At 65.1% G+C, this 22,643-nt stretch carries 16 protein-coding genes; 13 read left to right on the top strand and 3 right to left on the bottom strand.

The features are described from left to right. Positions 1–103: 103 nt before the first annotated feature. From NHH88_22070 to NHH88_22050, 5 genes are all read left to right on the top strand, one after another. A complete protein-coding gene (locus tag NHH88_22070; GenBank protein USX12366.1) occupies positions 104–928 on the top strand; it encodes a nuclear transport factor 2 family protein in 825 nt (274 codons plus the stop codon). Between the two features lie 69 nt (positions 929–997). Then, positions 998–1,369: a hypothetical protein gene (locus NHH88_22065; protein ID USX12365.1), complete on the top strand. Its 372-nt coding sequence runs from the start codon at positions 998–1,000 to the stop codon at positions 1,367–1,369. Between the two features lie 120 nt (positions 1,370–1,489). Beyond that, a complete protein-coding gene (locus NHH88_22060; protein ID USX12364.1) occupies positions 1,490–2,620 on the top strand; it encodes a glycosyltransferase in 1,131 nt (376 codons plus the stop codon). After that, positions 2,610–3,359, top strand: coding sequence for a polysaccharide deacetylase family protein (locus NHH88_22055; GenBank protein USX12363.1), 750 nt, complete (start codon positions 2,610–2,612; stop codon positions 3,357–3,359). Before NHH88_22060 ends, NHH88_22055 begins: the two co-directional genes overlap by 11 nt. A 55-nt stretch (positions 3,360–3,414) precedes the next feature. Further along, entirely contained in the window at positions 3,415–4,722 is a 1,308-nt protein-coding gene (locus NHH88_22050; protein ID USX12362.1) for a right-handed parallel beta-helix repeat-containing protein, read from the top strand. A gap of 129 nt (positions 4,723–4,851) precedes the next feature. Here the strand turns inward: NHH88_22050 and NHH88_22045 are convergent, their stop codons facing one another. From NHH88_22045 to NHH88_22035, 3 genes are all read right to left on the bottom strand, one after another. Beyond that, positions 4,852–6,303, bottom strand: coding sequence for a catalase (locus tag NHH88_22045; protein USX17398.1), 1,452 nt, complete (start codon positions 6,301–6,303; stop codon positions 4,852–4,854). Between the two features lie 250 nt (positions 6,304–6,553). Next, positions 6,554–7,252, bottom strand: coding sequence for a TrkA family potassium uptake protein (locus NHH88_22040; protein ID USX12361.1), 699 nt, complete (start codon positions 7,250–7,252; stop codon positions 6,554–6,556). Beyond that, a complete protein-coding gene (locus NHH88_22035; GenBank protein ID USX12360.1) occupies positions 7,242–8,570 on the bottom strand; it encodes a TrkH family potassium uptake protein in 1,329 nt (442 codons plus the stop codon). Before NHH88_22035 ends, NHH88_22040 begins: the two co-directional genes overlap by 11 nt. Before the next feature lie 208 nt (positions 8,571–8,778). On the opposite strand from NHH88_22035, the gene NHH88_22030 reads away from it, so the two are divergent. The 8 genes from NHH88_22030 to NHH88_21995 all read left to right on the top strand — a co-directional run bounded on the left by NHH88_22030 (position 8,779) and on the right by NHH88_21995 (position 22,408). After that, positions 8,779–11,694 carry a diguanylate cyclase gene (locus NHH88_22030; protein USX12359.1) on the top strand — a complete coding sequence of 972 codons (2,916 nt, stop codon included), beginning with the start codon at positions 8,779–8,781 and terminating at the stop codon, positions 11,692–11,694. Positions 11,695–11,906: 212 nt separating this feature from the next. Then, complete coding sequence (locus tag NHH88_22025) at positions 11,907–13,196, top strand: dicarboxylate/amino acid:cation symporter (protein ID USX12358.1); 1,290 nt, start codon at positions 11,907–11,909, stop codon at positions 13,194–13,196. Between the two features lie 92 nt (positions 13,197–13,288). Continuing rightward, positions 13,289–14,281 carry a porin gene (locus tag NHH88_22020; GenBank protein USX12357.1) on the top strand — a complete coding sequence of 331 codons (993 nt, stop codon included), beginning with the start codon at positions 13,289–13,291 and terminating at the stop codon, positions 14,279–14,281. 44 nt (positions 14,282–14,325) lie between these two features. Next, entirely contained in the window at positions 14,326–16,221 is a 1,896-nt protein-coding gene (locus NHH88_22015; protein ID USX12356.1) for an ATP-binding protein, read from the top strand. Continuing rightward, positions 16,214–17,557, top strand: coding sequence for a sigma-54 dependent transcriptional regulator (locus NHH88_22010; GenBank protein ID USX12355.1), 1,344 nt, complete (start codon positions 16,214–16,216; stop codon positions 17,555–17,557). Before NHH88_22015 ends, NHH88_22010 begins: the two co-directional genes overlap by 8 nt. Positions 17,558–17,788: 231 nt before the next feature. After that, complete coding sequence (locus NHH88_22005; protein ID USX12354.1) at positions 17,789–20,206, top strand: glycoside hydrolase family 127 protein; 2,418 nt, start codon at positions 17,789–17,791, stop codon at positions 20,204–20,206. 122 nt (positions 20,207–20,328) lie between these two features. Continuing rightward, the gene (locus tag NHH88_22000; protein ID USX12353.1) at positions 20,329–21,789 is read left to right on the top strand and encodes an ATP-binding protein; all 1,461 of its coding nucleotides are present in this window, start codon (positions 20,329–20,331) and stop codon (positions 21,787–21,789) included. Continuing rightward, positions 21,776–22,408 (top strand): response regulator, encoded by a 633-nt coding sequence (locus NHH88_21995; GenBank protein ID USX12352.1) that lies wholly within the window; start codon positions 21,776–21,778, stop codon positions 22,406–22,408. Before NHH88_22000 ends, NHH88_21995 begins: the two co-directional genes overlap by 14 nt. Positions 22,409–22,643: the final 235 nt, after the last annotated feature.

The raw sequence follows: 22,643 nt of genomic DNA, 5'->3' as shown, positions 1-22,643 counted from the left end.
GAAAGGCGATTTCCCCAGCCGGTGCTTTTCCCCTAATCTGGTGCTCGACGTAAAGCAGCCAAGTCCCCCCTTATCAACAACCGAAGTTTCAGGAGACAACAGAATGAAAACACTTTTTACCGTTCGCCTTGGCCTGGTGGCAAGCCTGGCGGCCGCCGGCTTGATCGCGTTCCCGGCCGCAGCCGCAGTGAAAGTCAGTCCCGACGTGCTGGCGGCGCGCAAGGCCTTGATCGCCCTTGAGGTGCAAAACCTGATGAGCCGGCGCATGTACTTCCACTCCATTGGCCGCAATGAACTCGAACTGGAGTTGTGGTCCAAGAAACGCGATATTCGCTGGGCGCAAAACCAGGGTTGCTGGATGGGGATGAAATCCCTGAAGGTCTATTACGATGATGTCAATCGCCAGATGCAGGCGGCCGAACTTGCCCGCCTGAGCAGTGCGAATCCGAAGATCAAGAACATTCCCGAGAACCGCAACATCGGCAATACAATTTTACATACATTGACGACGCCGATCATCGAAGTGGCCGATGACGGCGAGAGCGCCAAGGGGGTGTGGTATACGCCGGGCGTGATCCTGTCGCCGGCTGACGGCTTGCGTCCCACCGGCACCTGGATATGGGAACGTTATGGCGTCGACTTCATCAAGGAGGACGGCAAGTGGGTGTTGCTGAATGTGCAGGTCAACACCGACTTCATGAGTCCTATGGGCAAGCCGCTGACGTTGCCGGGAGATTCGGCGTCGATGGGGGCCGAAGGGGTTCAAATGGGGCCGAGTTCGGCCGGCATTGTCATTCCCGGTCCGGATATTGCAAAGCCGACTTACGAGGACTACAGCGTCACGCGTGTCCCTACGCTCACACCGCGTCTGCCAGAGCCGTACAGCACCCTGGCCAAGACGTTCCAATACGCCGATTGCAGCAAATAGTCGGATAGCTGAAAGCGTCGCCATCCTTTGCCGGTGGCGACCTTTGTCATCATTCACTGCGGGATGCCCATGATTCTCAAGCGCCACCTTGTCTGCCTGTCGATAGCAAATTTCCTGCTTCCTCTTGCGCCTGTCATCGTGGAAGATCAACCTCCGCCACCGCCCCAAGGCGGTGCCCGCTTGGACGTGCGTCCGTTCGTCAACGAGGTGGACGCCGATCATGACGGTTGCATGAGCAAGACGGAATGGATGGCGGCCGGCGCGCCGGTGTCCGCGTATAAAGTATTGGTCGATGCCAAGGGGTGCGTTACCAGAGCCAAAATGCTCGCTACCGCCCCGCCTCCCGGCGTCGACCTGAACGGTGACGGCAAGTTGACGCTGCGTGAAATGAAGGAGTTCGACGCAAAAATGGCACCTTCGCGTTCCAAGCCCTTGAAATAAACCGCCATCCTGCGGATACGGACCAGCGGAGTAGGGCGCCGGCATTGTCCGATTGATCTAGATCAAACATTGAGCGGATAGCGAATGCTAACGTGGGGTCTTCCTACCCGAAGCCCCCTTATGCATGTTCTAGACATCACCATGTACTATGCCGCCGAGGGTGGCGGCATCAGCAATTATCTCAACGCCAAGTCCAGCTGGCTTGCGCGTAACACCCATGTGCGCCATACGATACTGAGCTCAAGCGTGAAGGCTTGCAGCCTGTCGCCGTCGGTGATCGCCTTGCCCGGCATCGGGATTCCTGGCATCAATGGCTATCGTCTGCCGCGCTCATTGCGGGTGCCTGCGCGTATCGTCCAGCGCTGCCGGCCCGATCTGCTGGAGGTCGGCGACGCCGGGCCGTGCGCGCTGGCCGCGCTGCATGTGCGGCGCCGGCTGCACGTGCCGCTGATCGGCTTTTATCATTCCGATTTGCATGCGCTGGTGGGTGACCGCTTTGGCCCCGGCGCGGCCGCCATCGCCGGCAGATATCTACGGCATCTCTATAACCAGTTCGATCTGGTGCTCGCGCCGAGCAGGCTGATGGTGCACCGGCTGGAGCAACTGGGCGTGGCGGACGCCGTGCACCAGCCGCTTGGCGTGGACACCGGCATATTCAGTCCGGCGCGGCGCGACGCGGGATTGCGCGAGCGTCTCGGCCTGCCCGCCGGGACCAGGCTGCTGGTCTACGCGGGCCGCTTCACGCCGCAGAAAAAACTGGGCGTGTTGATCGAGGCGGTGCGGCGCCTCGGCCGTCCGTATCACTTGCTGCTGATCGGCGGCGGCAGCGCGTTGCCGGCTTCACCCAACAGCACCATATTGCCGTTCGAGCGCGACCCCGGCCGGCTGGCGCGGCTGTTGGCCAGCTGCGATCTGCTGACCCATCCCGCCGACGGCGAAACCTTCGGCCTGATCGCGCTGGAGGCGATGGCCTGCGGCCTGCCGGTGCTGGGCACGGGCGGCGGCGTGGCCGAGCTGATCGATCCCGGCACGGGCCTGGTGGTGCGGCCCGACTGCGCGAACAGTTTGAGCGACGGCATCGCGGCGCTGTTCGGCTCGGACATGGCGCGGCTGAGCGCCAACGCCCGCCACAAGGCGTGCGCGCATTTCGACTGGAACCGCATCATGCCGCAACTGATGGAGCGCTACACCGGTTTGCTGGCGTCGCGACGGCGGGCCGAACCCGACGCGGAGGGCTGTCTTGCCGACTGAGCGCAAGGCGCTGTGCGTCTCGATCCACGACGTGGCGCCGGCCACCTGGCCGGCCTGCCAGCGCTTGCTCGCTGCGATAGGGGAGGTGGCCGATATTCCACTGACCTTGCTGGTGGTGCCGTGCTATCACGGCCACGATCGAACGGACCCCGGCTACGAGGCGATGCTTACGGCCTTGCTCGCGCGCGGCCACGAGCTGGCGCTGCACGGCTACCGGCATCTGGACAGCGGGCCGCCCGCGTCCGGCTGGCGCAAGCGCTGGCTGCGCGGCGTCTACACCCGCCACGAAGGCGAGTTTTCGGCGCTGAGCGCGGCCCAGAGCCGATTGTTGCTGGCGCTGGGACTGCAGTGGTTCGGCCGCCGGGGCTGGCCGGTCGACGGCTTCGTGCCGCCGGCCTGGCTGCTGGGAAGCGGCGCCTGGCTGGCGCTGCGCAAGGCGCCGTTTTCCTACACCACCACCTGGACCCATTTCCACCTTTTGGCGCCGCAACGCAGCATCTGGTCGCCCAGCCTGGTCTACGCGGCGCGCAACCGCAGCGGACGCGAGTTGTCGCCGCGCCTGGCGACGGCGCAGGCGGCGTGCATGGCGTCGGCCGGGCTGGTGCGGTTGAGCCTGCACCCGGCCGACGCGGCCCATCCGGCGCTGCTGCGCCACGCCCAGCATCTGCTGGGCGCTCTGCTGGAGTCGCGCGCGCCGATGACGAAGGCGGCGTTCGCGCGGCGGAGCCGATCAGTTTGATGATTTTTCCGTTCGGTGTGGTAAGAACGCTCCGGTGCTCTCTACAATGGGAGAGATGAAAACACCACTCAGCGCGCTTCTGTTCCTCTCGTTCGCCGCCGCGCCGGCGTTCGCTACCAACTATTACGTCGCCCCCGGTGGCAGCGACAACGCCGCCGGCACGCAAGCGGCGCCATGGGCCTCGATCGCGCGTGCGCAAACGCAGGCCCAGGCCGGCGATACCGTCTACTACCGTGGAGGTAAGTATGCGTATACGGCCGGCGTCGAGGCCTGCGCCAGCCGGACGGCCATCGTCAACGCCATCACGCTCAACAAGAGCGGAAGCTCCGGCCAGCCGATCCGCTACTGGGCGTATCCGGGCGAGACGCCGGTGTTCGATTTTTCCGCGATGAAGGATGATTGCCGCGTCAAAGGTTTCAATGTCACGGCCAGCTGGGTCCACCTGAAGGGGCTGGAGGTGACCGGCGCGCCGCAGCAGCCGGGCAACCGGCTGAACCACGAGTCGTGGGGCGTGTGGAACAGCGGCAGCAACAACGTCTTCGAGCTGCTCAATTTGCATCACAACATGGGGCCGGGGTTGTTCATCCAGAACGGTTCCAACAATCTGGTGCTGAACAGCGATTCGCATCACAACTACGATCCGTACACATCGAACGGGGCCGGGCAGAGCGCCGACGGCTTCGGTGCGCACGTCAAGGCCAACCAGCCGGGCAATGTGTTCCGGGGTTGCCGCGCGTGGATGAACACCGATGACGGGTTCGATCTGATCAACGCGTTCTCGCCGGTGACGATCGAAAATTCGTGGGCGTGGCAGCATGGTTATTTGCCGGGGACGACCACGCCGCTGGCGGCGGGCAATGGCAACGGCATCAAGGCGGGTGGTTATGGCGGCGCGTATGTGGCCAACGGGGTCAAGCACACGGTGCGGTTTTCGGTGGCGTTCGCCAACAAGGCGGCGGGTTTTTATGCCAACCACCATCCGTTGGCGATTGATTTCTTCAACAATACGTCCTTCAGCAACGGGGTGAACTACAACATGCTGGGGATCGCGCCGGATGGGTCGGCGGTGAACTTCGGGAACCTGCGCAACAATCTGGCGTACAAGGGCACGGCGACGTCGAATACGGCGGGCTTGGATATGGCGAATAATTCGTGGACGTTGCCGGTGCAGATCAGCGACGGGGACTTCGAGAATGTGTCGGCCAGCGGCTGGGATGCGCCGCGACAGGCGGATGGCAGCTTGCCGGTGTTGGGCAGTTACCGTTTGCGCTCGACCAGCGATTTGATCGGCAAGGGCGTCAATGTCGGGTTGCCGTTCAAGGGTGCGGCGCCGGATTTGGGGGCGTTCGAGTCGGCGCAGTGATGGTCCCGCGACGTACGCATACCTCGGATCCACGTAGGGCGGATTAGCGAAGCGTAATCGGCCATGCATGCGTCGCGTTGACGCGGGCATGGCCGATTACGGCGTGCCGCCTAATCCGCCCTACGTGTTTTAATCGACCAGCTTGGCCGCCAGCTGCTGCACTTTGGCCGGATCGGCTTTCACCGCCACGGCGATAGCGCGGCCGTAGTTGGCGTCGGCCTTCTGGAAGTAGGACAGCATCGCGTACTTGACGCCGTCATCCTTCACCTGCCCCAGATCGCCCGCCAGGTTGCTGACCAGGTTGGCCTGCTGCTGCGCGTTCAGCGAGCGGTAGAAATCGCCCGCCTGCGCGAAGTTGCGCGTCTTCGTGATGCGCGCCTGCTGCGTCGTGCCGCTCAACGGCAGTTGGCTGGATTTGTACTCGGCGTTGTCGGCCAGCGGCGCGTGCTCGCTAGGCTGATAGTTGACTTCGCCTTTGCGGGCGCCGCTGTTGGTCGCGCCGTCCTGGTTGTAGTTGGCGGCGGGCGTGCGCGGACGGTTGATCGGCAGTTGCAGGCCGTTGGCGCCGAGGCGGTGCAGCTGCGTGTCGGCGTACGAGAACAAGCGGCCTTGCAGCATGCGGTCTTCCGACGCTTCGATGCCCGGCACCAGGTTCGACGGCGCCATCGCCGATTGCTCGGTTTCCAGGAACACGTTGTCCGGATTGCGGTTCAAGGTCATGGTGCCGATTTTGGTCTCCGGCACGCTGGTCGGCCAGATTTTGGTGGCGTCAAGTCCGTTGAAGTCGAGCTTGGCCAACTGCTCAGGCGTCATCACTTGCACATACAAATCCCATTTCGGGAAACGGCCTTCCTTGATGGCGGCGATCAGGTCGCCCGTCATGTGGTTGAAGTCGCGGCCCTGGATCTCCGACGCCTCTTTGGCGGTCAGCGTTTTTTCACCCTGCAGCGATTTCCAGTGGAACTTGACGTAGTTGACCTTGCCCTTGGCGTTGACGAATTTATACGCGTGGACGCTGTTGCCGTCCATTTCGCGGTAGCTGGCCGGCGTGCCCTGGTCCGAGTACACCCGGGTCAGCATGTGGGTCGCTTCCGGCTGGTGCGAGAAGAAGTCGAAGAAGCGGTTCGGGTCCTGGACGTTGGTGTCCGGCGACGGTTTGAGCGAGTGCACCATGTCCGGGAACTTGATGGCGTCGCGGATGAAGAAGATCGGCAGGTTGTTGCCGACCAGGTCCCAGTTGCCTTCCTTGCTGTAGAACTTGGTGGCGAAGCCGCGCGGGTCGCGCAGGGTTTCCGGCGAGTGGTTGCCGTGGATGACGCTGGAGAAGCGCACGAACACCGGCGTTTCCTCGCCCGGCTTGAAGACGGCAGCCCGCGTCACGTCCGAGATGTCCTTGCTGGCGACGAAGACGCCGTGGGCGCCGGTGCCGCGCGCGTGCACCACGCGCTCGGGCTGGCGCTCGCGGTCGAAGCGCTGCAGTTTCTGGATCAGCTGGACGTCCTGCAGCAGGACAGGGCCGTTGGGGCCGGCCGTCTGGGAGTTCTGGTTGTCGCCGATGGGCGCGCCGTTGTCGCGGGTCATGACGGTGGCGGGAGCGGGTGCGGGTGTGGCTTGGGCGGCGGCGTTGCCGATGCCGGCCGCTGCCGTCAAGGCCAACGCGGCCAGACGACTGGCGAGCTGAGTCGATTTCATTGGGTATCTCCCTTTTGATGTGTGAAAGCAAACCTTAACGGCTGTGACACAATTATCAAAATCAATTATTTGTATGAAATCGATAGCTTTTACTTATATGAAACCTTTCAGTTACAAAACAGTCCCTGTAGGAAATGACTCAACGCTTGCGGCCGCTGCTGGCGAATTGTTCGATCTTGCGCGTGGCGCCGGAGACGATCAGCAGGTCGTCGGGCAACACATGGGTTTCGGGCAGGCCGTGCTGGAAGTCCTCGCCGGGGCGCTTGACGCCGACCACGGTGACGCCGAATTTTTCGCGCACGTGCGACTGCGCCAGGGTCATATTGTGCGTCAGGTCCGGCGCGCGGATCTTGGCGATGGCGAAGCCGTCGTCGAACTCGATGTAGTCCATCATGCGTCCGGTGATCAGGTGCGCCACGCGCGCGCCCATGTCGGCCTCCGGATAGACGATGTGGTGGGCGCCCACCCGCCTGGCGATCTGGCCGTGCTCCGGCGTCAGCGCCTTGACCCAGATATCCTTGATGCCCAGTTCCGTGAGCACCATCAGCGACATTAGGCTGGCCGCGAGGTCGGTGCCGATGCCGACGATCGCGTGCGAGAACTCGGCCACGCCCAATTGGCGCATCACGTCCTCGTTGGTGGAATCGGCCTGCACCGCGTGGGTCAGTTTATCGGCCCACAGCTGCACCAGCTCCGTGTCGCGGTCGATGCCCATGACGTCGTGGCCCATGCGCATCAGCGCCTCGGCGACGGCGCCGCCGAAGCGGCCAAGGCCGACGACAACGATGTTGTCGCTGTTCGGGAATGAGATCTGTTCCGTGAAAATTTTACCCAACAATTGGATGCTCCTCGGGATAACGATAGGGCAGGCGGCGCTCGCCCAGTACCAGCGACGCCGCCAGGGTGACAGTGCCGACCCGGCCCAGGAACATCAGCAGGGCCAGGGTCAGTTGGCCGGCCGGTGGCAGGCCGGGGGTGATGCCGGTCGACAGTCCGGCCGTGCCGAACGCCGCCACCACCTCGAAAATAATCTGGTCGGTCGGGAAGTCGGAGACGTGCAGCAGCACCAGGGTGCCCAGGGCCACCATGCCGCAGCCCAGGACGACGACCGTGATGGCCTGGCGCTGCGCCGAAGCGCCGAGGCGGCGGCCGAAGGCTTCGGTGTCGCGGAAGCCGCGCACCTCGGCGATCACCAGCAGCGCGAGGATGACGATGGTGCCGACCTTGACGCCGCCGGCGGTACTGGCGCTGCCGCCGCCAATGAACATCAGGAAGTAGTGCAGCGCCCACGATTCCGGCGTCAGCGCGGCGATGTCGACGGCGTTGAAGCCGGCCGTGCGCGCGGCCACCGACATGAACGACGCCGACAGCAGCTTGTCGCCCAGCGCCATGGCGCCGAGCGTGCGCTGGTTTTGCCACTCGAACAGCAGCACGCCGAGAAAGCCCAGGACCAGCAGCACGGCGGTGCCGAGCAAGGTGAGTTTGGTGTGCATCGACCAGTGGCGCGGGTCGCGCAGCTTGAGGCGCAGGTCGTGCAGCACCGGGAAGCCGATGCCGCCGGCGACGATGGCGATCATCAGCGGCGCCAGGATCAGGGCGTCGCCGGCGTAGCGCGTCACGCTGTCGGCATGGATCGAGAAGCCGGCGTTGCTGAACGCCGACACGGCGTGGAAGGCGCCGCTCCACACGGCCTGCGGCCACGGCAGGTCGTAGGCGAAGTGCATGCGCAGGGTAAGCACGGTGGCGATCAGCAGCTCGGACGCGAAGGTGACCACCAGCACCAGGCGCGCCACGCTGGTCACGTCGCCCAGGCCGAGCGTGCGGGTCTCCTGTTGGCTGAGTAACTTGGTGCGCAGACGCGGCGAGTTGTTGACCAACAGTCCAAGCAGGGTGGCGGCGGTCATCATGCCGAAGCCGCCGAACTGGAACAGCGCCATGATGACGCCCTGGCCGAAGCCGGACCAGTAGGTGCCGGTGTCGACGACCGTCAGTCCGGTCACGCAGACGGCCGACACCGACGTGAAGAGGGCGGTCAGCCAGGGCGCGCCCTGGCCGCCGGCGTGGGAGAACGGCAGCATCAATAGCGCCGTGCCGAAGGCGATCGCCATCAGAAAGGCCAGCGCCACGGCGCGCGCGGGATGAAGCACGGATCGCATCGGTGTTTATGTTCGCAGTGTCAGGTTGTTCCGGGGTGGAGAAGGCGATGCAAGTCGCATCGGCGTCGGCGCGGCTCGATTATACGTGACGCCGTGCGTGGCCGATCCCCGTGCTGGACGGATGAGCTCGGGGGTGGCATGCTTGGGGGGACTTCCAGATCGATACGGGGTGGTGATGCGGTATTTGAGCGGCGCGGCGATTGTTTCAATGATGTTGAAGGCGCGCGCATGGCCGGTTGTTTTTCTGGCATGGTTGTCTTTCCGGGCGCTGTGCGGGCCCGCCGCCGCCGAGCAAATGTCGTTGCGCCAGTACGGCCAGGCCGACGGCCTGGCCAACCAGGCCGTCACCGCCATCACCCAGGACGGCGCCGGCTATCTGTGGGTGGGCACCGAGAACGGCTTGTTCCGCTTCGACGGCGCGCGCTTTCTCCGCTATGGCAAGCGTGACGGCTTGCCGGCTCCGTTCATCACCGCGCTGACCACCGATGCCGCCGGCCGCCTGTGGGTCGGCACCGACGCCGGCTTGTGCGAGTGGCGGCGCGACGGCTGCGTGGCGGTCGCGGGCCCGGACGGGGCGCCCATCATCCTGTGGGCCGGACAACGCTTCGCCCGCAATGGCGACGACACGTTGCTGGTGGTGGGCAAGCGCGAGCTGTTGGAGGTGCGGCCCGCCGCCGCCGGAAAATGGCAATCCCGATATTATTTCAGCGAGGCGCAGCGCCGCGACCATCCCGTGCTGGGGGACGTCACGAGTATCGCGGCGGGGTTGGACGGCGTCCTGTGGTTCGGGTGCGGCAGGCAGGTATGCCGCTACGGGGCGGATGGCCTGACCCTCTACGGTCCGCAACAGGGCGTGCCGCCGGCGAAGTGGGGCGCGATCTTCGCCGGCAGGGACGGCGAGATGTGGCTGCGCAGCCAGGACCACATGCTGTCGCTGGCGCCCGGCGCCGCGCGCGCGGTGGCGCATGCGCCACCCGGCGTGGCCCAGGCCACCGTCAGGCAGTATTTTCCGATGGCCCAGGATAGCGACGGCACGCTCGTGTCGAACAACGACTATGGCCTGCTGCGCGGCGTGGCGGGCAACTGGCGGGAGTACGGCGCCAGGGAGGGGCTCAAGGCCGACGGCGGCATCTCCGCCATCTTCGCCGACGGCGACGGCGAACTGTGGCTCGGGCTCGGGGGGCGCGGCCTGGCCCACTGGCAGGGTTATCGCAGCGTCGCCAACTGGACCATCGCGCAAGGCCTGCCCAGCGACGACATCTGGTCGTTCCACCGCTCCGGCGACGGCCTGCTCTATCTCGGAACGGGGCGCGGCGTGGCGGTCCAGCGGCCCGGCGAGGCGCGCTTCAGCCAGCCGGCGGGCGGTTACGAGGGCGCCGACCATCAAATCGGCACGATCGCCACCGACCGCGCGGGCAATGTGTGGAGCGGCACCTTCTCCGGCGCGCTGGTGCGCCGGGACCGGCTCACGGGGCGCAGCGTCCACGTGGCGAAGCTGCCGCTGATCTTCCGCCTGTTTATCGATGCCGCCGGCCGGATCTGGATCGCCACCAACAACGGCCTGTACGTGATCCGGGACCCCGAACATTCATCGACGCCGCAACCGGTCGAGGGGCTGCGTTCTTTGCTGGGCGAGCAGAAGGAAGATATCGGCGTGACCGCCATTTGCCAGACCGGCGACGGCACCTTGTGGTTCCTCGCCCGCGACAGGGTGTTGCGGCTGGCGGGCACGCGGTGGAGCGCGCCGAAACTGCCGGGGCTCGTCAACATGCTCAGTTGCGATGCCGGCAACCTGTGGCTGGCCGGTCCGCGCGAGGAGACCATCTGGTACGGGCCGGCCGACGACACGGCCGAGGCGCTGGCGTTGCAGTCGTTGCCGCTGACGGCCACACCGATGGCCGGCCGTTCGGTGATGTCGATGCATGTCGACCGCCGCCACTGGCTGTGGATCGGCAGCGACGACGGCGTGGCCGTCTGGAACGGCAAGACCTGGCGAGTGCTCAATCAGCAGAGCGGCCTGATTTGGAATGACAGCAACCAGTACGCGATCTTCGAGGATACCGATGGTTCGATGTGGATCGGCACCAGCAGCGGCGCCTCGCACATCGTGCACCCCCAGGACCTGTTCGCGCCCAAGCAGCTGGCGTTGGGGATCGAGTCGGTCGACTACGACGGCAACCCGCTGGGCGTCAGCAAGGCGCAGATGATCGCCTGGAGCGGCGGCGCGCTGCAGGTCAGGCTGGCGGTGCTGTCGTTCCGCAACCACGAGGCGCTGCGCTACCGCTACCGGCTCAAGGGCCTGGAAAACGGCTGGACGGTCACCGACGGCACGGTCCTGCGCTATCCGGCGCTGGCGCCGGGCAGCTATGTGCTGCAGGTGAGCGCCGAGAACACCATGCTGCAGGCGATGGCCGGGCCGATCGAGCTGCCGCTGACGATCATGCCGCCGTGGTGGCAAAGCGGCTGGTTCTACTCCGGCTGCGCGCTGCTGGCGCTGACCCTGGCCTGGCTGCTGTACCGCTGGCGCCTGCGCGGCATCCTGCGCCGCAGCGCCGCGATGGAGCAGCTGGTGCGCGAACGGACCATGGAGCTGGAGGCCTCGCGCGAGGAGCACCGCATGCGCTCCCTCAAGGATGGCCTGACCAAGGCCTGGAACCGGGTCGCGATCATGGAGATGATCGGCCAGCAAATCGCCACCACCGCGCGCAGCGGCGGCAGTTTCATGGTGGTGCTGCTGGACCTGGACCACTTCAAGCGCATCAACGACACTTATGGCCATCTGGCCGGCGACGCGGTGCTCAAGGAGTTCGTGCGGCGCCTGTCGGACCGGCTGCGCGGCTCCGACACCGTCGGCCGCTATGGCGGCGAGGAGTTCATCCTGCTGCTGCCAGGGCTGTACGCCGGCGGCGGCGAACAGCGCATCCGTGACCTGCACCGGGAAATCTGCGCCGATCCGGTGGTGGAGGACGGCGTCTCTATCGACATCGCCTGCAGCTTCGGCGTGGTGGCGGGGCCGCTGCCCGGCTGCACGCCTGAATCGCTGATCAAACTGGCCGACAAGGCGCTCTACCGCGCCAAGGAAAACGGCAGGAACCGCATCGAATATGCCGAGCGCGAACCCTGATACGGCGCCGTCGTCCAACTTTCCATACAGGCGGCCCGCGACAGGTCCAGATTTTCGTCCCGCTATCACGCTGCAATCATCATTTCCATGAAGAATTGTCATTGAAATCAATGGCTTGAGTGGCTATTTTTCGCTTTGGCGCGCTGGCACAGCCATTGCTATCTACCCGTACCCCGCGGCGCCGCCGGGGGAACAATACGGAGATGATAAAAGTGAAAAAAAAGCGCCCACTAACGCTGTACATCCTGATCGCCATGGTGTTGGGCGTAGCCGTCGGCTACGCGTGCCACCAGGCTTTCCCCGATAAAAAGGCCGCCGCCGACATCGCCGGCCATATCTCGATCGTGACGGACGTGTTCCTGCGTCTGATCAAAATGATCATTTCGCTGCTGGTGTTTTCGACCCTGGCGGTCGGCATCGCGCATCTGGGCGACGGCAAGGCCGCCGGCCGCATCGGCATGAAGGCCATGGGCTGGTTCGTGATCGCCTCGCTGGTGTCGCTGACCCTGGGCATGGTGCTGTCGAACCTGATGCAGCTCGGTACCCATCTGGGCCTGCCGCTGCCACCGATCGACGCCACCACCGGCCTGAAAACCTCGGCCTTCACGCTCAAGGAATTCGTCAGCCACATGGTGCCGAAGTCGCCGATCGAGGCGATGGCCAACAACGAGATCCTGCAAGTGCTGGTGTTCGCGATCTTCTTCGGCAGCGCCCTGGGCGCGCTGGGACAATCGGCGGCCAAGCTGACCGCCGGCGTCGACCAGCTGGCGCAGGTCATGTTGCGCATCACCGGCAGCATCATGAAGCTGGCGCCGCTGGCGGTGTTCGCGGCGATGGCGTCGGTCATCACCACCAACGGCCTAGGCATCCTGGTCACCTTCGCCAAGTTCATGGGCGGCTTCTATCTGGGCCTGGTGTGTCTGTGGACGCTGCTGATCCTGGGCGGCTTCGCCTTCATCGGCAAGCGTGTGTTCCGCCTGATCGTGTTGATCCGCGAACCGTTCCTGCTGGCGTTTTCGACCGCCAGCTCGGAGGCCGCTTACCCAAAACTGCTGGTGGCGCTGGACCAATTCGGCGTGCAGCGCAAGATCTCCAGCTTCGTCATGCCGATGGGGTATTCGTTCAACCTGGATGGCTCGATGATGTACTGCACGTTCGCCGTGCTGTTCATCACGCAGGCCTATGGCATCGAACTGTCGCTGGGCACCCAGATCACCATGCTGCTGCTGTTGATGGTGACGTCCAAGGGCATCGCGGGCGTGCCGCGCGCATCGCTGGTGGTCATCGCCGCCACGCTCAATCAATTCAATATCCCGGAAGCGGGCCTGCTGCTGTTGATGGGCATCGACCAGTTCCTGGACATGGGCCGTTCCGCCACCAACGCCGTCGGCAACGCAGTGGCCACCGCCGTCGTCGCCAAGTGGGAAGGCGCGCTCGATGAAGAGCAGGCGCCGGTCTCGGAGCACGGCAAGGACAGCGTGGCGAATATCCGCGCCGCTTGATTCACCTGAAAAAGCAAGACCACAGACGTAAGACCACAAAAGCAAGACCACAAAAGTAAGACCACAAAAAAGTAATCTCAGGAGATGTAAAGATGCAGAAAAATATCATCGGCGCCCTGGCGCTGGGTTTGTTGTCGTCCTCCGCGCTGGCGCAATCGTCGGTCACCGTCTACGGTGTCGCCGATGCCGGCCTGCTGGTCGAACGGGGCGCCGCCGCCGGCAATACCACCAAGGTCGGCAGCGGCATCGGCTCGGGCTCGCGCCTGGGCTTCAAGGGCAAGGAAGACCTGGGCGGCGGCATGGTGCTGTCCTTCGGTCTGGAAAACGGCAACAACCTCGATACCGGCATTCCCGCCCAGGGCGGGGTGCTGTTCGGCCGCCAGGCCTACCTGTGCCTGACCACCCCGGTGGGCGCGTTCAGCGTCGGCCGCCAGTACTCGCCGTTCTACAAAACGCTGAACAACATCGCCGACCCATTCCAGACCGGCTTCGCGGGCAATTCGCAAAACATCTTCGCCAATAACTCGCGGGTCGACAACTCCGTGGAGTACATCACGCCGAAGGTGGCCGGTTTCTCGGCCGACGTCCTGTACGGCTACGGCGAAGTGGCCGGCGACACCAGCAAAAACCGCAGCATCGCCGGCAGCGGCACCTATGAAAACGGTCCCCTGACCCTGGTGCTGGCGCACCAGCAGCGCGATAACGCGCTGGCCACCGCCCGCAGCCGCAACACCATGCTGACGGCGCGCTACCAGTTCTCCAAGGTCACGGTCCACGTGGCGCACGCGCGCAACAAGGACTTGCTGGAGAACGAGAGCAAGGATACGCTGCTGGGCTTCACGATGCGGCTGCCGGTTGGTACGCTGCTGATGTCGTACATCGATCATCATGACGATTCGGCGCTGCGCCAGGACGCCAAGCAGGGCGCGATCGGCTATCTGTATCCGCTGTCGCGCCGCACGGACCTGTACACCGCCTATGGCCATATCAACAACCGCAACGGCGCCAGTTTCAAGGTCGGCACGGCCACCGATACCGGCACCGGCACGACTGGATTCAACGTCGGTGTGCGGCATGTGTTTTAATAGCCGGGGTTCGAGCGCGGCTTGAGGTAATTTACGAGGGGATTATGGCGGCAGCACCATCGCAGACGGTTCCACCATCGCGGCCTGGCCAGCGGCTTTGGAGGCGACTCACACTGTGGGTGCTGCTGCTGGCCGCCTGTCTGGCGCTGGCGATTTTTTGCTGGCGCTGGGCGGAGAACGCGGCCATCGAGCGGCTGCGCCTGTCCGGGGCGCAGCGGCTCGACGGCTATGCCCTCAGCCTGGAAAACCTGCTGGCCAAGTACGACTTCCTGCCCGGCACCCTGGAGCTGAACAAGGACGTCATCGCCTTGTTGCAGCACCCCGGCGACGACGCGCTGCGCGGGGAAGTCAACGAATACCTGGAGAAGGTCAACCGCCTCTCCAAATCCACCACCATCTACATCGTCAATCTGCAGGGCGTGACGCAGGCGTCGAGCAACTGGCGCGAGCGCGATAGCTTCGTCGGCGACGACGTTTCGTTCCGGCCCTACGTGCGCGACGCGCTGCGCCGCGAACCGGGCGGCTTCTATGGCGTCGGCACCACGCGCGGCGAGCCGGGTTACTTCTTCGCGCACGGGATTTACCACAACGGCCGCATGCTGGGCGTGGCCACGGTCAAGGTCAATATCGAGAAGCTGGAAAAGGGCTGGGTGCAGGGCGCCGACAAGGTGTTGCTGGCGGACGCGCACGGCGTGGTCTTCCTGACCTCCGTCCCCGAATGGAAATACCGCACCTTGGCGCCGCTCGCGCCGGCGGTGCGGCAGGAACTGGAGGCGTCGCGCCAGTATTTTTCGCACGCGCTGACGCCACTGGGCATGCGCGAGGTGCGCCGCATCGACGGCGGCGCCAGCATCATCGCGGTGCCCGATGCGGCCTCCGACGCCGGGCCGCGTTCGAACATGGTAAGCCAGGCCCGCTCGCTGGCGCCGCGCAAATGGCAATTTGTGTACCTGTCCGATCTTGCGCCGGCCAGGGCCAGCGCGCGCAATGTGTTTTTGTTCGCCTTGCTGGTGCAGGCCTTGCTGGTGATGCTGGTGCTGTACGCGCGCCAGCGCCGCCGCCTTGGCCGGCAGCGGCTGCGCGCGCGCGAGGACCTGCAGCGCGCCTACGACAACCTGGAGACGATGGTGGCCGAGCGCACCTCCAGTCTGCAGCAGATGACGCACAACCTGAGCGAAGAGAATATCGTGCGCCGCAAGGCCGAACAAAAACTGCGCCAGGCCCAGAGCGAACTGGTTCAGGCGGCGAAGATGGCGGTGCTGGGGCAGATGTCGGCCGGGATCACGCATGAACTGAACCAGCCGCTGACGGCGCTGCGCACGATGGCCGACAACGCCAAGGTGCTGATCGAGCGTGACCGGCTGGAGGAGGCCAAGACCAATCTGGCGACGATCTCGCAGCTGGTCGGGCGCATGGGACTGATCACCGGCCAGCTGCGCCAGTTCGCGCGCAAGGCCGACGCCAGCCTGCGACCGGTGCCGGTGGCGGCCGCGATCACCGCCGCGCTGTTCCTGGTGGAGCGGCGAGTGGAGCGCGAGCGCGTCAACTTCCGCATGTCGATGCGCAGCCAGGATGTGCACGCGCTTTGCGACAGCAACCGCCTGGAGCAGGTGCTGGTCAATCTGTTTAACAACGCGCTCGACGCGATGGCCGACAGCGAGCCGCGCGAGCTGACCGTCAGCGTCGAGCGCACCGACGAACGCGTGATGATCGGCGTGGCCGACACCGGCCCTGGAATCCCGGAAGACATCCGCGCCCATTTATTCGAACCATTTTTCACCACCAAGCCGCAGGGGCAGGGCCTTGGACTGGGGCTGGCCATCTCCGAGCAGATCGTGCGCGAGTTCGGCGGACTGCTACGGGTCGAGGCCAGCGCCACGGGGGGCGCCAGGTTTATTATTGAATTACCGCTTGCGGAGCAGGAGACTATAGATGTATGAAGCGATGAAAGTACTGTTGGTCGAGGACGACGCCACCGTGCGCGCGGGTAGCGCGCAGGCGCTGGACCTGGCCGGGTTCCAGGTCGAGGCCTTTTATGCGGCCGAACAGGCGCTGGCGAAGGTCACCCCGGGCTTCGCCGGCGTGGTCGTCACCGATGTGCGTCTGCCCGGCATGAGCGGGCTCGATCTGATGGCGGCGGTGAAGGCCATCGACGCCCAGTTGCCGGTGGTGCTGGTGACCGGCCATGGCGATATCACGATGGCGGTCAACGCCATGCGCGACGGCGCCTATGACTTCATCGCCAAGCCGTATTCGTCGGAGCAGCTGTCCGAGGTGGTGCAGCGCGCGCTGGAGACGCGCCGCCTGACCCTGGAAGTGGCGGCGCTGCGCCACCGCATCGAGCATGGCGTCGGCATCGAGGCCACCTTGCTGGGCGACTCGGCGCCGATGCGCGACCTGCGCCGCCTGATCCTGGACCTGGCCGACGAACCGGCCGATGTGCTGATCTACGGCGAGACCGGCACCGGCAAGGAGATGGTGGCGCGCTGCCTGCACCAGTACAGCCGCCGCCACAAGCGCAATTTCGTCGCGCTCAATTGCGGCGCGATACCCGAGAATATCTTCGAGAGCGAGGTATTCGGCCACGAACCGGGCGCCTTTACCGGCGCCGGCAAGCGCCAGGTCGGCAAGATCGAACACGCGGACGGCGGTTCGCTGTTCCTCGACGAGATCGAGAGCTTGCCGATGTCGCTGCAGGTGAAGATGCTGCGCGTGCTGCAGGAGCGCTACGTCGAGCGGCTCGGCTCCAATAGCCAGGTGCCGGTGGACGTGCGCGTGATCGCGGCCGCCAAGGACGATTTGAAGGAACTGTCGGACCAGCAGAAATTCCGCAGCGATTTGTACTATCGCCTGAATCTGATCGTGCTCAATCTGCCGCCGCTGCGCGAGCGGCGCGAGGACATTCCGCTGTTGTTCGAGCACTTTCTTCTCGGCGCGGCGGCGCGCTACAAGCGTCCCGCGCCGCCGGTTCCGGGGCCGCTGATGCAGTCGCTGATGGCGCACGACTGGCCGGGCAATGTGCGCGAGCTGCGCAACATTGCCGAGCGCTTTGTGCTGGGATTGTCGAGCGGCGGCGACGGCCTGCTGTCGGCGCGCAGCCTGGCGCCGCTGCCGCTGGCCGAACAGGTGGGCTGCTTCGAACGCGCCGTCATCGAGCAGGAGCTGCGCAAGGCCGGCGGCAGTGTCAGCGAGGTCAGTGTGGCGCTGGCGGTGCCCAAGCAGACGCTGTACTACAAGATGCAGAAGTATGGATTAACGTCCGACGTGTACAAATAACGCTGTCGGCGGCGCTTGGCGGATTACGGCGTTCCGCCTAATCCGCCCGCGTGTTTTATTTGCGGACTTGCTTCCGTAGGGCGGATTAGCGTAGCGTAATCCGCCATGGTCCGTCGCCGGCCTATCCTTGGCCATTATGCGGATTTCGTCATTCTTTGTGATTTGCGTGCGCAAGACGCAATGCCCCGGCAAGCGTATATTATTGGATAACATCGTCTATTCAGGATAACCATGCGCGCCTCGTCACCGTTCCGTCACCGTCGATTGATCCTGCAAGGCGCCGCTAGTCTCGGGCTGATATCCGGATGGAGCGCCAAGGCCAATGCCGCCGGTGCGGTGGCACCGGCCATCGGCGCTGGGGCAACTACTGCGCCTTCCACCGCGCCTTCCACCCCGTCGTCCGCCACGGCGGTGCCCATGTCGGACGTGCGCCTGCTGCCGTCCTTCTACGCCGACGCGCTGCAGGCCAACCAGTCCTACCTGCTGCGACTGAACGCCGACCGCTTCCTTCACAACTACCACCTGTTCGCCGGCCTGCCGGTCAAGGGCAAGATCTATGGCGGCTGGGAGTCGGACACCATCGCCGGCGAGGGCCTGGGCCACTACCTGTCGGCGCTGTCGCTGATGCACGCGCAAAGCGGGCTGCCGGCGCTCAAGCCGCGCATCGACTACATCGTCACCGAACTGGCGCGGGTGCAGAAAGCGCAGGGCGACGGCTACATCGGTGGCTTCATGCGCAAGCGCAAAGACGGCAAGGTGGTCGACGGCAAGGAGATCTTCCCCGAGATCATGCGCGGCGAGATACGCTCGGCCGGATTCGACCTGAATGGCTGCTGGGTGCCGCTGTATAACTGGCACAAGGTGTTCGCCGGCCTGTTCGACGCCCAAACCTACGCCGGCAACGCGCAAGCGCTGCAAGTGGCGACGGGACTGGCCGGTTACATGGCCAAGGTCTTCGACGCCTTGAACGACGAACAGCTGCAGCAGGTGCTGGCGTGCGAGCATGGCGGCATCAACGAGAGCTTCGCCGAACTGTACGCGCGCACCAACGACGAGCGCTGGCTGGCGGTCGCGCGGCGCCTGTACCACCACAAGGCGCTGGCGCCGCTGGCCGAAGGCCGCGACGAACTGGCCAACCTGCACTCGAACACGCAGATTCCCAAGCTGATCGGCCTGGCGCGCCTGTATGAACTCAAGGGCAAACAGAGCGACGCCGACACCGTGAAGTTTTTCTGGAAGACGGTGACGGACCACCACAGCTACGTCATCGGCGGCAACGGCGACCGCGAATATTTTTCCGGCCCGGACACCATCGCCGCCCACATCACCGAACAGACCTGCGAAGCCTGCTGCAGCTACAACATGCTGAAGATGACGCGCCATCTATACAGCTGGTCGCCGGACGCCGCCTATTTCGACTACTACGAGCGCACGCACCTGAACCACATCATGGCGCACCAGAATCCGCGCACGGGCATGTTCACCTATATGACCCCGCTGATGTCGGGCGTGGCGCGCGAGTACTCCAGCGAGGAGAACGATTTCTGGTGCTGTGTGTTGTCCGGTATCGAGAGCCACTCCAAACACGGCGACTCGGTCTATTGGGAGAACCGCGACACGCTGTTCGTCAACCTGTACATTCCGTCGCTGGTGAAGTGGCGGCACGCGGCGGCCACGCTGGAGATGACGACGCGCTATCCGTTCGAGGGCGATATCGACATCAAGGTCAAGCGCCTGGCCGGCCAGCGCTATTACACGCTGGCCCTGCGCATCCCGGCGTGGGCCTCCGGCCATACCCTGCTGGTCAACGGCAAGCCGCATGCCGCCACCAAGGACAAGGGCTACCTGTTCGTGCGGCGCCGCTGGCGCGCCGGCGACAGCGTGCGATTGGCCTTGCCGCTGGAGCTGCGGCTGGAATCGGCCGCCGGCAACGACAAGGTGGTGGCGCTGTTGCGCGGGCCGATGGTGCTGGCCGCCGATTTGGGCGCGGCGGACAAACCGTTCAACGGCCTGGCGCCGGCGCTGGTCGGCGCCAACATCCTGGCCTCGTTCAAGGAGGCCGACAAGGTGAAGGCCGTGTACCGCACCGTCGGCAGCGGACGGCCCGGCGATATGAAGTTCACGCCGTTCTTCGCCCAGTACGACCGTCGCGCGGCGGTGTACTTCAACGCCTACAACGAGCAGGAATGGGCGGCCTCCGAAGCCGCGTTCAGGAAGGAGGAGGCGCGGCTCAAGGACCTGGCCGACCGTTCGATCGACGTCATGCACCTGGGGGAGATGCAGCCGGAGCGCGACCACGACCTGCAATCGGATATCTCGTATCCGGTGTCGTATCGCGGCCGCATGGGGCGCGACGCCCGCACCGGCGGCTACTTCAGCTTCCGCATGAAATGCGGGCCGGGGCAGCTGGTGCTGCAGGCCAGTTATTGGGGCGAGGAGCGCAATCGCGATTTCCACATCAGCATCGATGGCGAGCGGGTGGCGCGCGTCAAGCTCGATGGCAACCATCCGGGCGAGTTTATCGACCGCGATTACGTGCTGCCGGAGCGTCTGACCAGTGGTAAGAGCAGCATCGTGGTCCGCTTCGATCCGGAGCCGGGCCACACGGCGGGACCGGTGTTCGGCGCGCGGCTGTACGTGCAGCGCTGACCGATTCTATTTATCCGACCTGACGTGAAAGGGGCGAAAACCTATCCTGAGTATAGGTTTCAAGCCGCGCGATCCCCCCTATAATGGGAGGGATTGCCTATTTCATAATTTACAAGGACAGCATGTTTCGGGTACCGCGCACTCCCTGGTTGTCCGGGCTGTTGATATGCCTGACGTTGTTGATCTTCGCGGTGGATACCTTCACGCCGCTGGACATGGCGGTGGCCGTGATGTACGTGGTGGTGGTGCTCTTGTCGGCCAGCGTGTGGCAGCGGCGCGGCGTACTGCTGGTCACCGGCATCTGCATGACGTTGACGGTCACCTCCTACCTGCTGACGCACACGGTGGTGTTTTCCGGCGCCGCCTCCGGCCGCATGATGGTCGGCCTGCTCGCCATCAGCATCACCTCCTTCCTGGCGCTGCGCGGTCAGGGCGCCACCAACGCGCTGCTGGCGCGCGAGGACGCGCTGCGCCGCAGCGAGGCTTTCCTGGCCGGCACTCAGCGCATCAGCAAGACCGGCAGCTTCAGTTTCAAGGCGGGTGGCGGCGAGATGTACTGGTCGGACGAGGCGGCGCGCATTTTCGGCTACCCGCTGGACGTGATGCCGACGACGGAGCGGGTGCTGGAGCGCAGCGCGCCGGACGACCGCCCGCAGGTGCGCGCCGCGCTGGAGCGGGCGCCGGGCGCGGAGGGCGTGGTCGATCTGCGTCACCGCCTGCTGCTGCCGGATGGACAACTGAAATATGTGCACGTGCTGGCCGAGCCGCGTTACGACAAGCAGGGCGCCTGCGAGTACCTGGGGGCGGTGACCGACGTCACGGCGGCGGTGCTGGCCGAACAGGCGCTGCACACCGCCCACGCGCAGCTGGCGCACGCCACCCGCGTAACGATGCTGGGCGAACTGGCGGCCTCCATCGCGCACGAGGTCAATCAGCCGCTGGCGGCGATTTCCACCAACGGCGAGGCCTGTTTGCGCTGGATGAACCGCCCGCAGCCCGACCTGGCCGAGGCGCGCGCCACGGTCGCCAGCATACTGGAGGCGAGCGGCCGCGCCACCGGCGTGATCAAACGGATACGCGCGCTGGCGCGCCGCAGCGATCCGCAGCACGCGGTGCTGGACCTGAACGCCGTCGCCGAGGAGAGCGTGGACCTGGTGCGGCGCGAACTCGATACCCACCGCGTGGCGCTGACACTGGACCTGGCGCCGCAACTGCCGCCGGTGTGCGGCGACAGGGTGCAGCTGCAGCAGGTGATCATCAATCTGCTGATGAACGCCAGCCAGGCCATGGCCGCCTGCGCGCCGGGACAGGCGGTGCTGATGCTGCAAACCGGGCTAACTCCCGACGGCGCGCCGCTACTAAGCGTGAGCGACTCCGGTCCCGGCATCGCGGCCGACGCCGTGCCGCGACTGTTCGAGGCGTTCTACAGCACCAAGGAGGACGGCATGGGCATGGGACTGCCGATTTGCCGCTCCATCATCGAGACCCACGGCGGCCGCATCTGGGTGGGCCAGCCCGCGCCGGCCAGCCCTTTGGTGGGCGCCACCATCACCTTCTCCATGCCAGCGTATGAACCAGACTGACTCTATCGACCATGCCGAAACGCTGGTCTACATCGTTGATGACGAGGCGCCGCTGCGCGAGGCCATTTCCAGCCTTCTGCGGTCGGTCGGCATGCGCGTCGTCGCCTTCGCGTCGGTGGCCGAGTTCCTGGCCGAACCGCGCGCCGACGTCACCAGCTGTCTGCTGCTCGACGTGCGTCTGCAGGGTATCAGCGGTCTCGATTTCCAGGCCGACCTGCAGCGCGACGGCGTGGCGCTGCCGATCATCTTCATGACCGGCCATGGCGACATACCGATGTCGGTGCGGGCGATGAAGGCCGGCGCGATCGACTTCCTGGCGAAGCCGTTTCGCGACCAGGAGCTGTTCGACGCGATCGACGCCGCGCTGCGTGCCGACCACGCGCGGCGCCAGCGCGACGGCGCGCTGCAAGGGCTGACCGCGCGCTATGAGAGCCTGACGCCGCGCGAGCGCGAAATCATGGCGCTGGCCGCGCGCGGCCTCATGAACAAGCAGATCGCCGGCGAAGTGGGCACCAGCGAGATCACGGTCAAAATCCATCGCGGCAACGCGATGCGCAAGATGCAGGCCAAGACCTTCGCCGACCTGGTGCGCATGGCCGAAGCGCTCGGCCTGGCTTAAACCCCGGGGTCAGGTCCGACATTCGGACATTCAGGAACTTCTTCGCATCTAAAAAAGTTCCCCAATGTCCGAATGTCGGACCTGACCCCCGGGGTTTGTTGTGGGGAGGCACGACTTTGACCGATCGGTCGCCTTCGACCTATACCCTCGTATGATTTCCCCGCCATCGGCGAGCCTGTATCGTTCCACCATGCGCAGGACGGCCGCGAGACGCCGTTCGAACATGGGAGTACCT

Source organism: Oxalobacteraceae bacterium OTU3CAMAD1 (genome assembly GCA_024123915.1).
Classification (GTDB): Bacteria; Pseudomonadota; Gammaproteobacteria; order Burkholderiales; family Burkholderiaceae_D; genus Rugamonas.
Note: the sequence above shows the minus strand (reverse complement) of the source record. Positions and strands in the feature narration are given on the sequence as shown.

What these genes read in the sequence shown, in the direction of transcription:
- NHH88_22070 (USX12366.1), top strand. Translation starts at nt 104, where the DNA reads ATGAAAACACTTTTTACCGTTCGCCTTGGCCTGGTGGCAAGCCTGGCG.
- NHH88_22065 (USX12365.1), top strand. Translation starts at nt 998, where the DNA reads ATGATTCTCAAGCGCCACCTTGTCTGCCTGTCGATAGCAAATTTCCTG.
- NHH88_22060 (USX12364.1), top strand. Translation starts at nt 1,490, where the DNA reads ATGCATGTTCTAGACATCACCATGTACTATGCCGCCGAGGGTGGCGGC.
- NHH88_22050 (USX12362.1), top strand. Translation starts at nt 3,415, where the DNA reads ATGAAAACACCACTCAGCGCGCTTCTGTTCCTCTCGTTCGCCGCCGCG.
- NHH88_22045 (USX17398.1), bottom strand. Translation starts at nt 6,303, where the DNA reads ATGACCCGCGACAACGGCGCGCCCATCGGCGACAACCAGAACTCCCAG.
- NHH88_22035 (USX12360.1), bottom strand. Translation starts at nt 8,570, where the DNA reads ATGCGATCCGTGCTTCATCCCGCGCGCGCCGTGGCGCTGGCCTTTCTG.
- NHH88_22030 (USX12359.1), top strand. Translation starts at nt 8,779, where the DNA reads ATGATGTTGAAGGCGCGCGCATGGCCGGTTGTTTTTCTGGCATGGTTG.
- NHH88_22020 (USX12357.1), top strand. Translation starts at nt 13,289, where the DNA reads ATGCAGAAAAATATCATCGGCGCCCTGGCGCTGGGTTTGTTGTCGTCC.
- NHH88_22015 (USX12356.1), top strand. Translation starts at nt 14,326, where the DNA reads ATGGCGGCAGCACCATCGCAGACGGTTCCACCATCGCGGCCTGGCCAG.
- NHH88_22010 (USX12355.1), top strand. Translation starts at nt 16,214, where the DNA reads ATGTATGAAGCGATGAAAGTACTGTTGGTCGAGGACGACGCCACCGTG.
- NHH88_22005 (USX12354.1), top strand. Translation starts at nt 17,789, where the DNA reads ATGCGCGCCTCGTCACCGTTCCGTCACCGTCGATTGATCCTGCAAGGC.
- NHH88_22000 (USX12353.1), top strand. Translation starts at nt 20,329, where the DNA reads ATGTTTCGGGTACCGCGCACTCCCTGGTTGTCCGGGCTGTTGATATGC.
- NHH88_21995 (USX12352.1), top strand. Translation starts at nt 21,776, where the DNA reads ATGAACCAGACTGACTCTATCGACCATGCCGAAACGCTGGTCTACATC.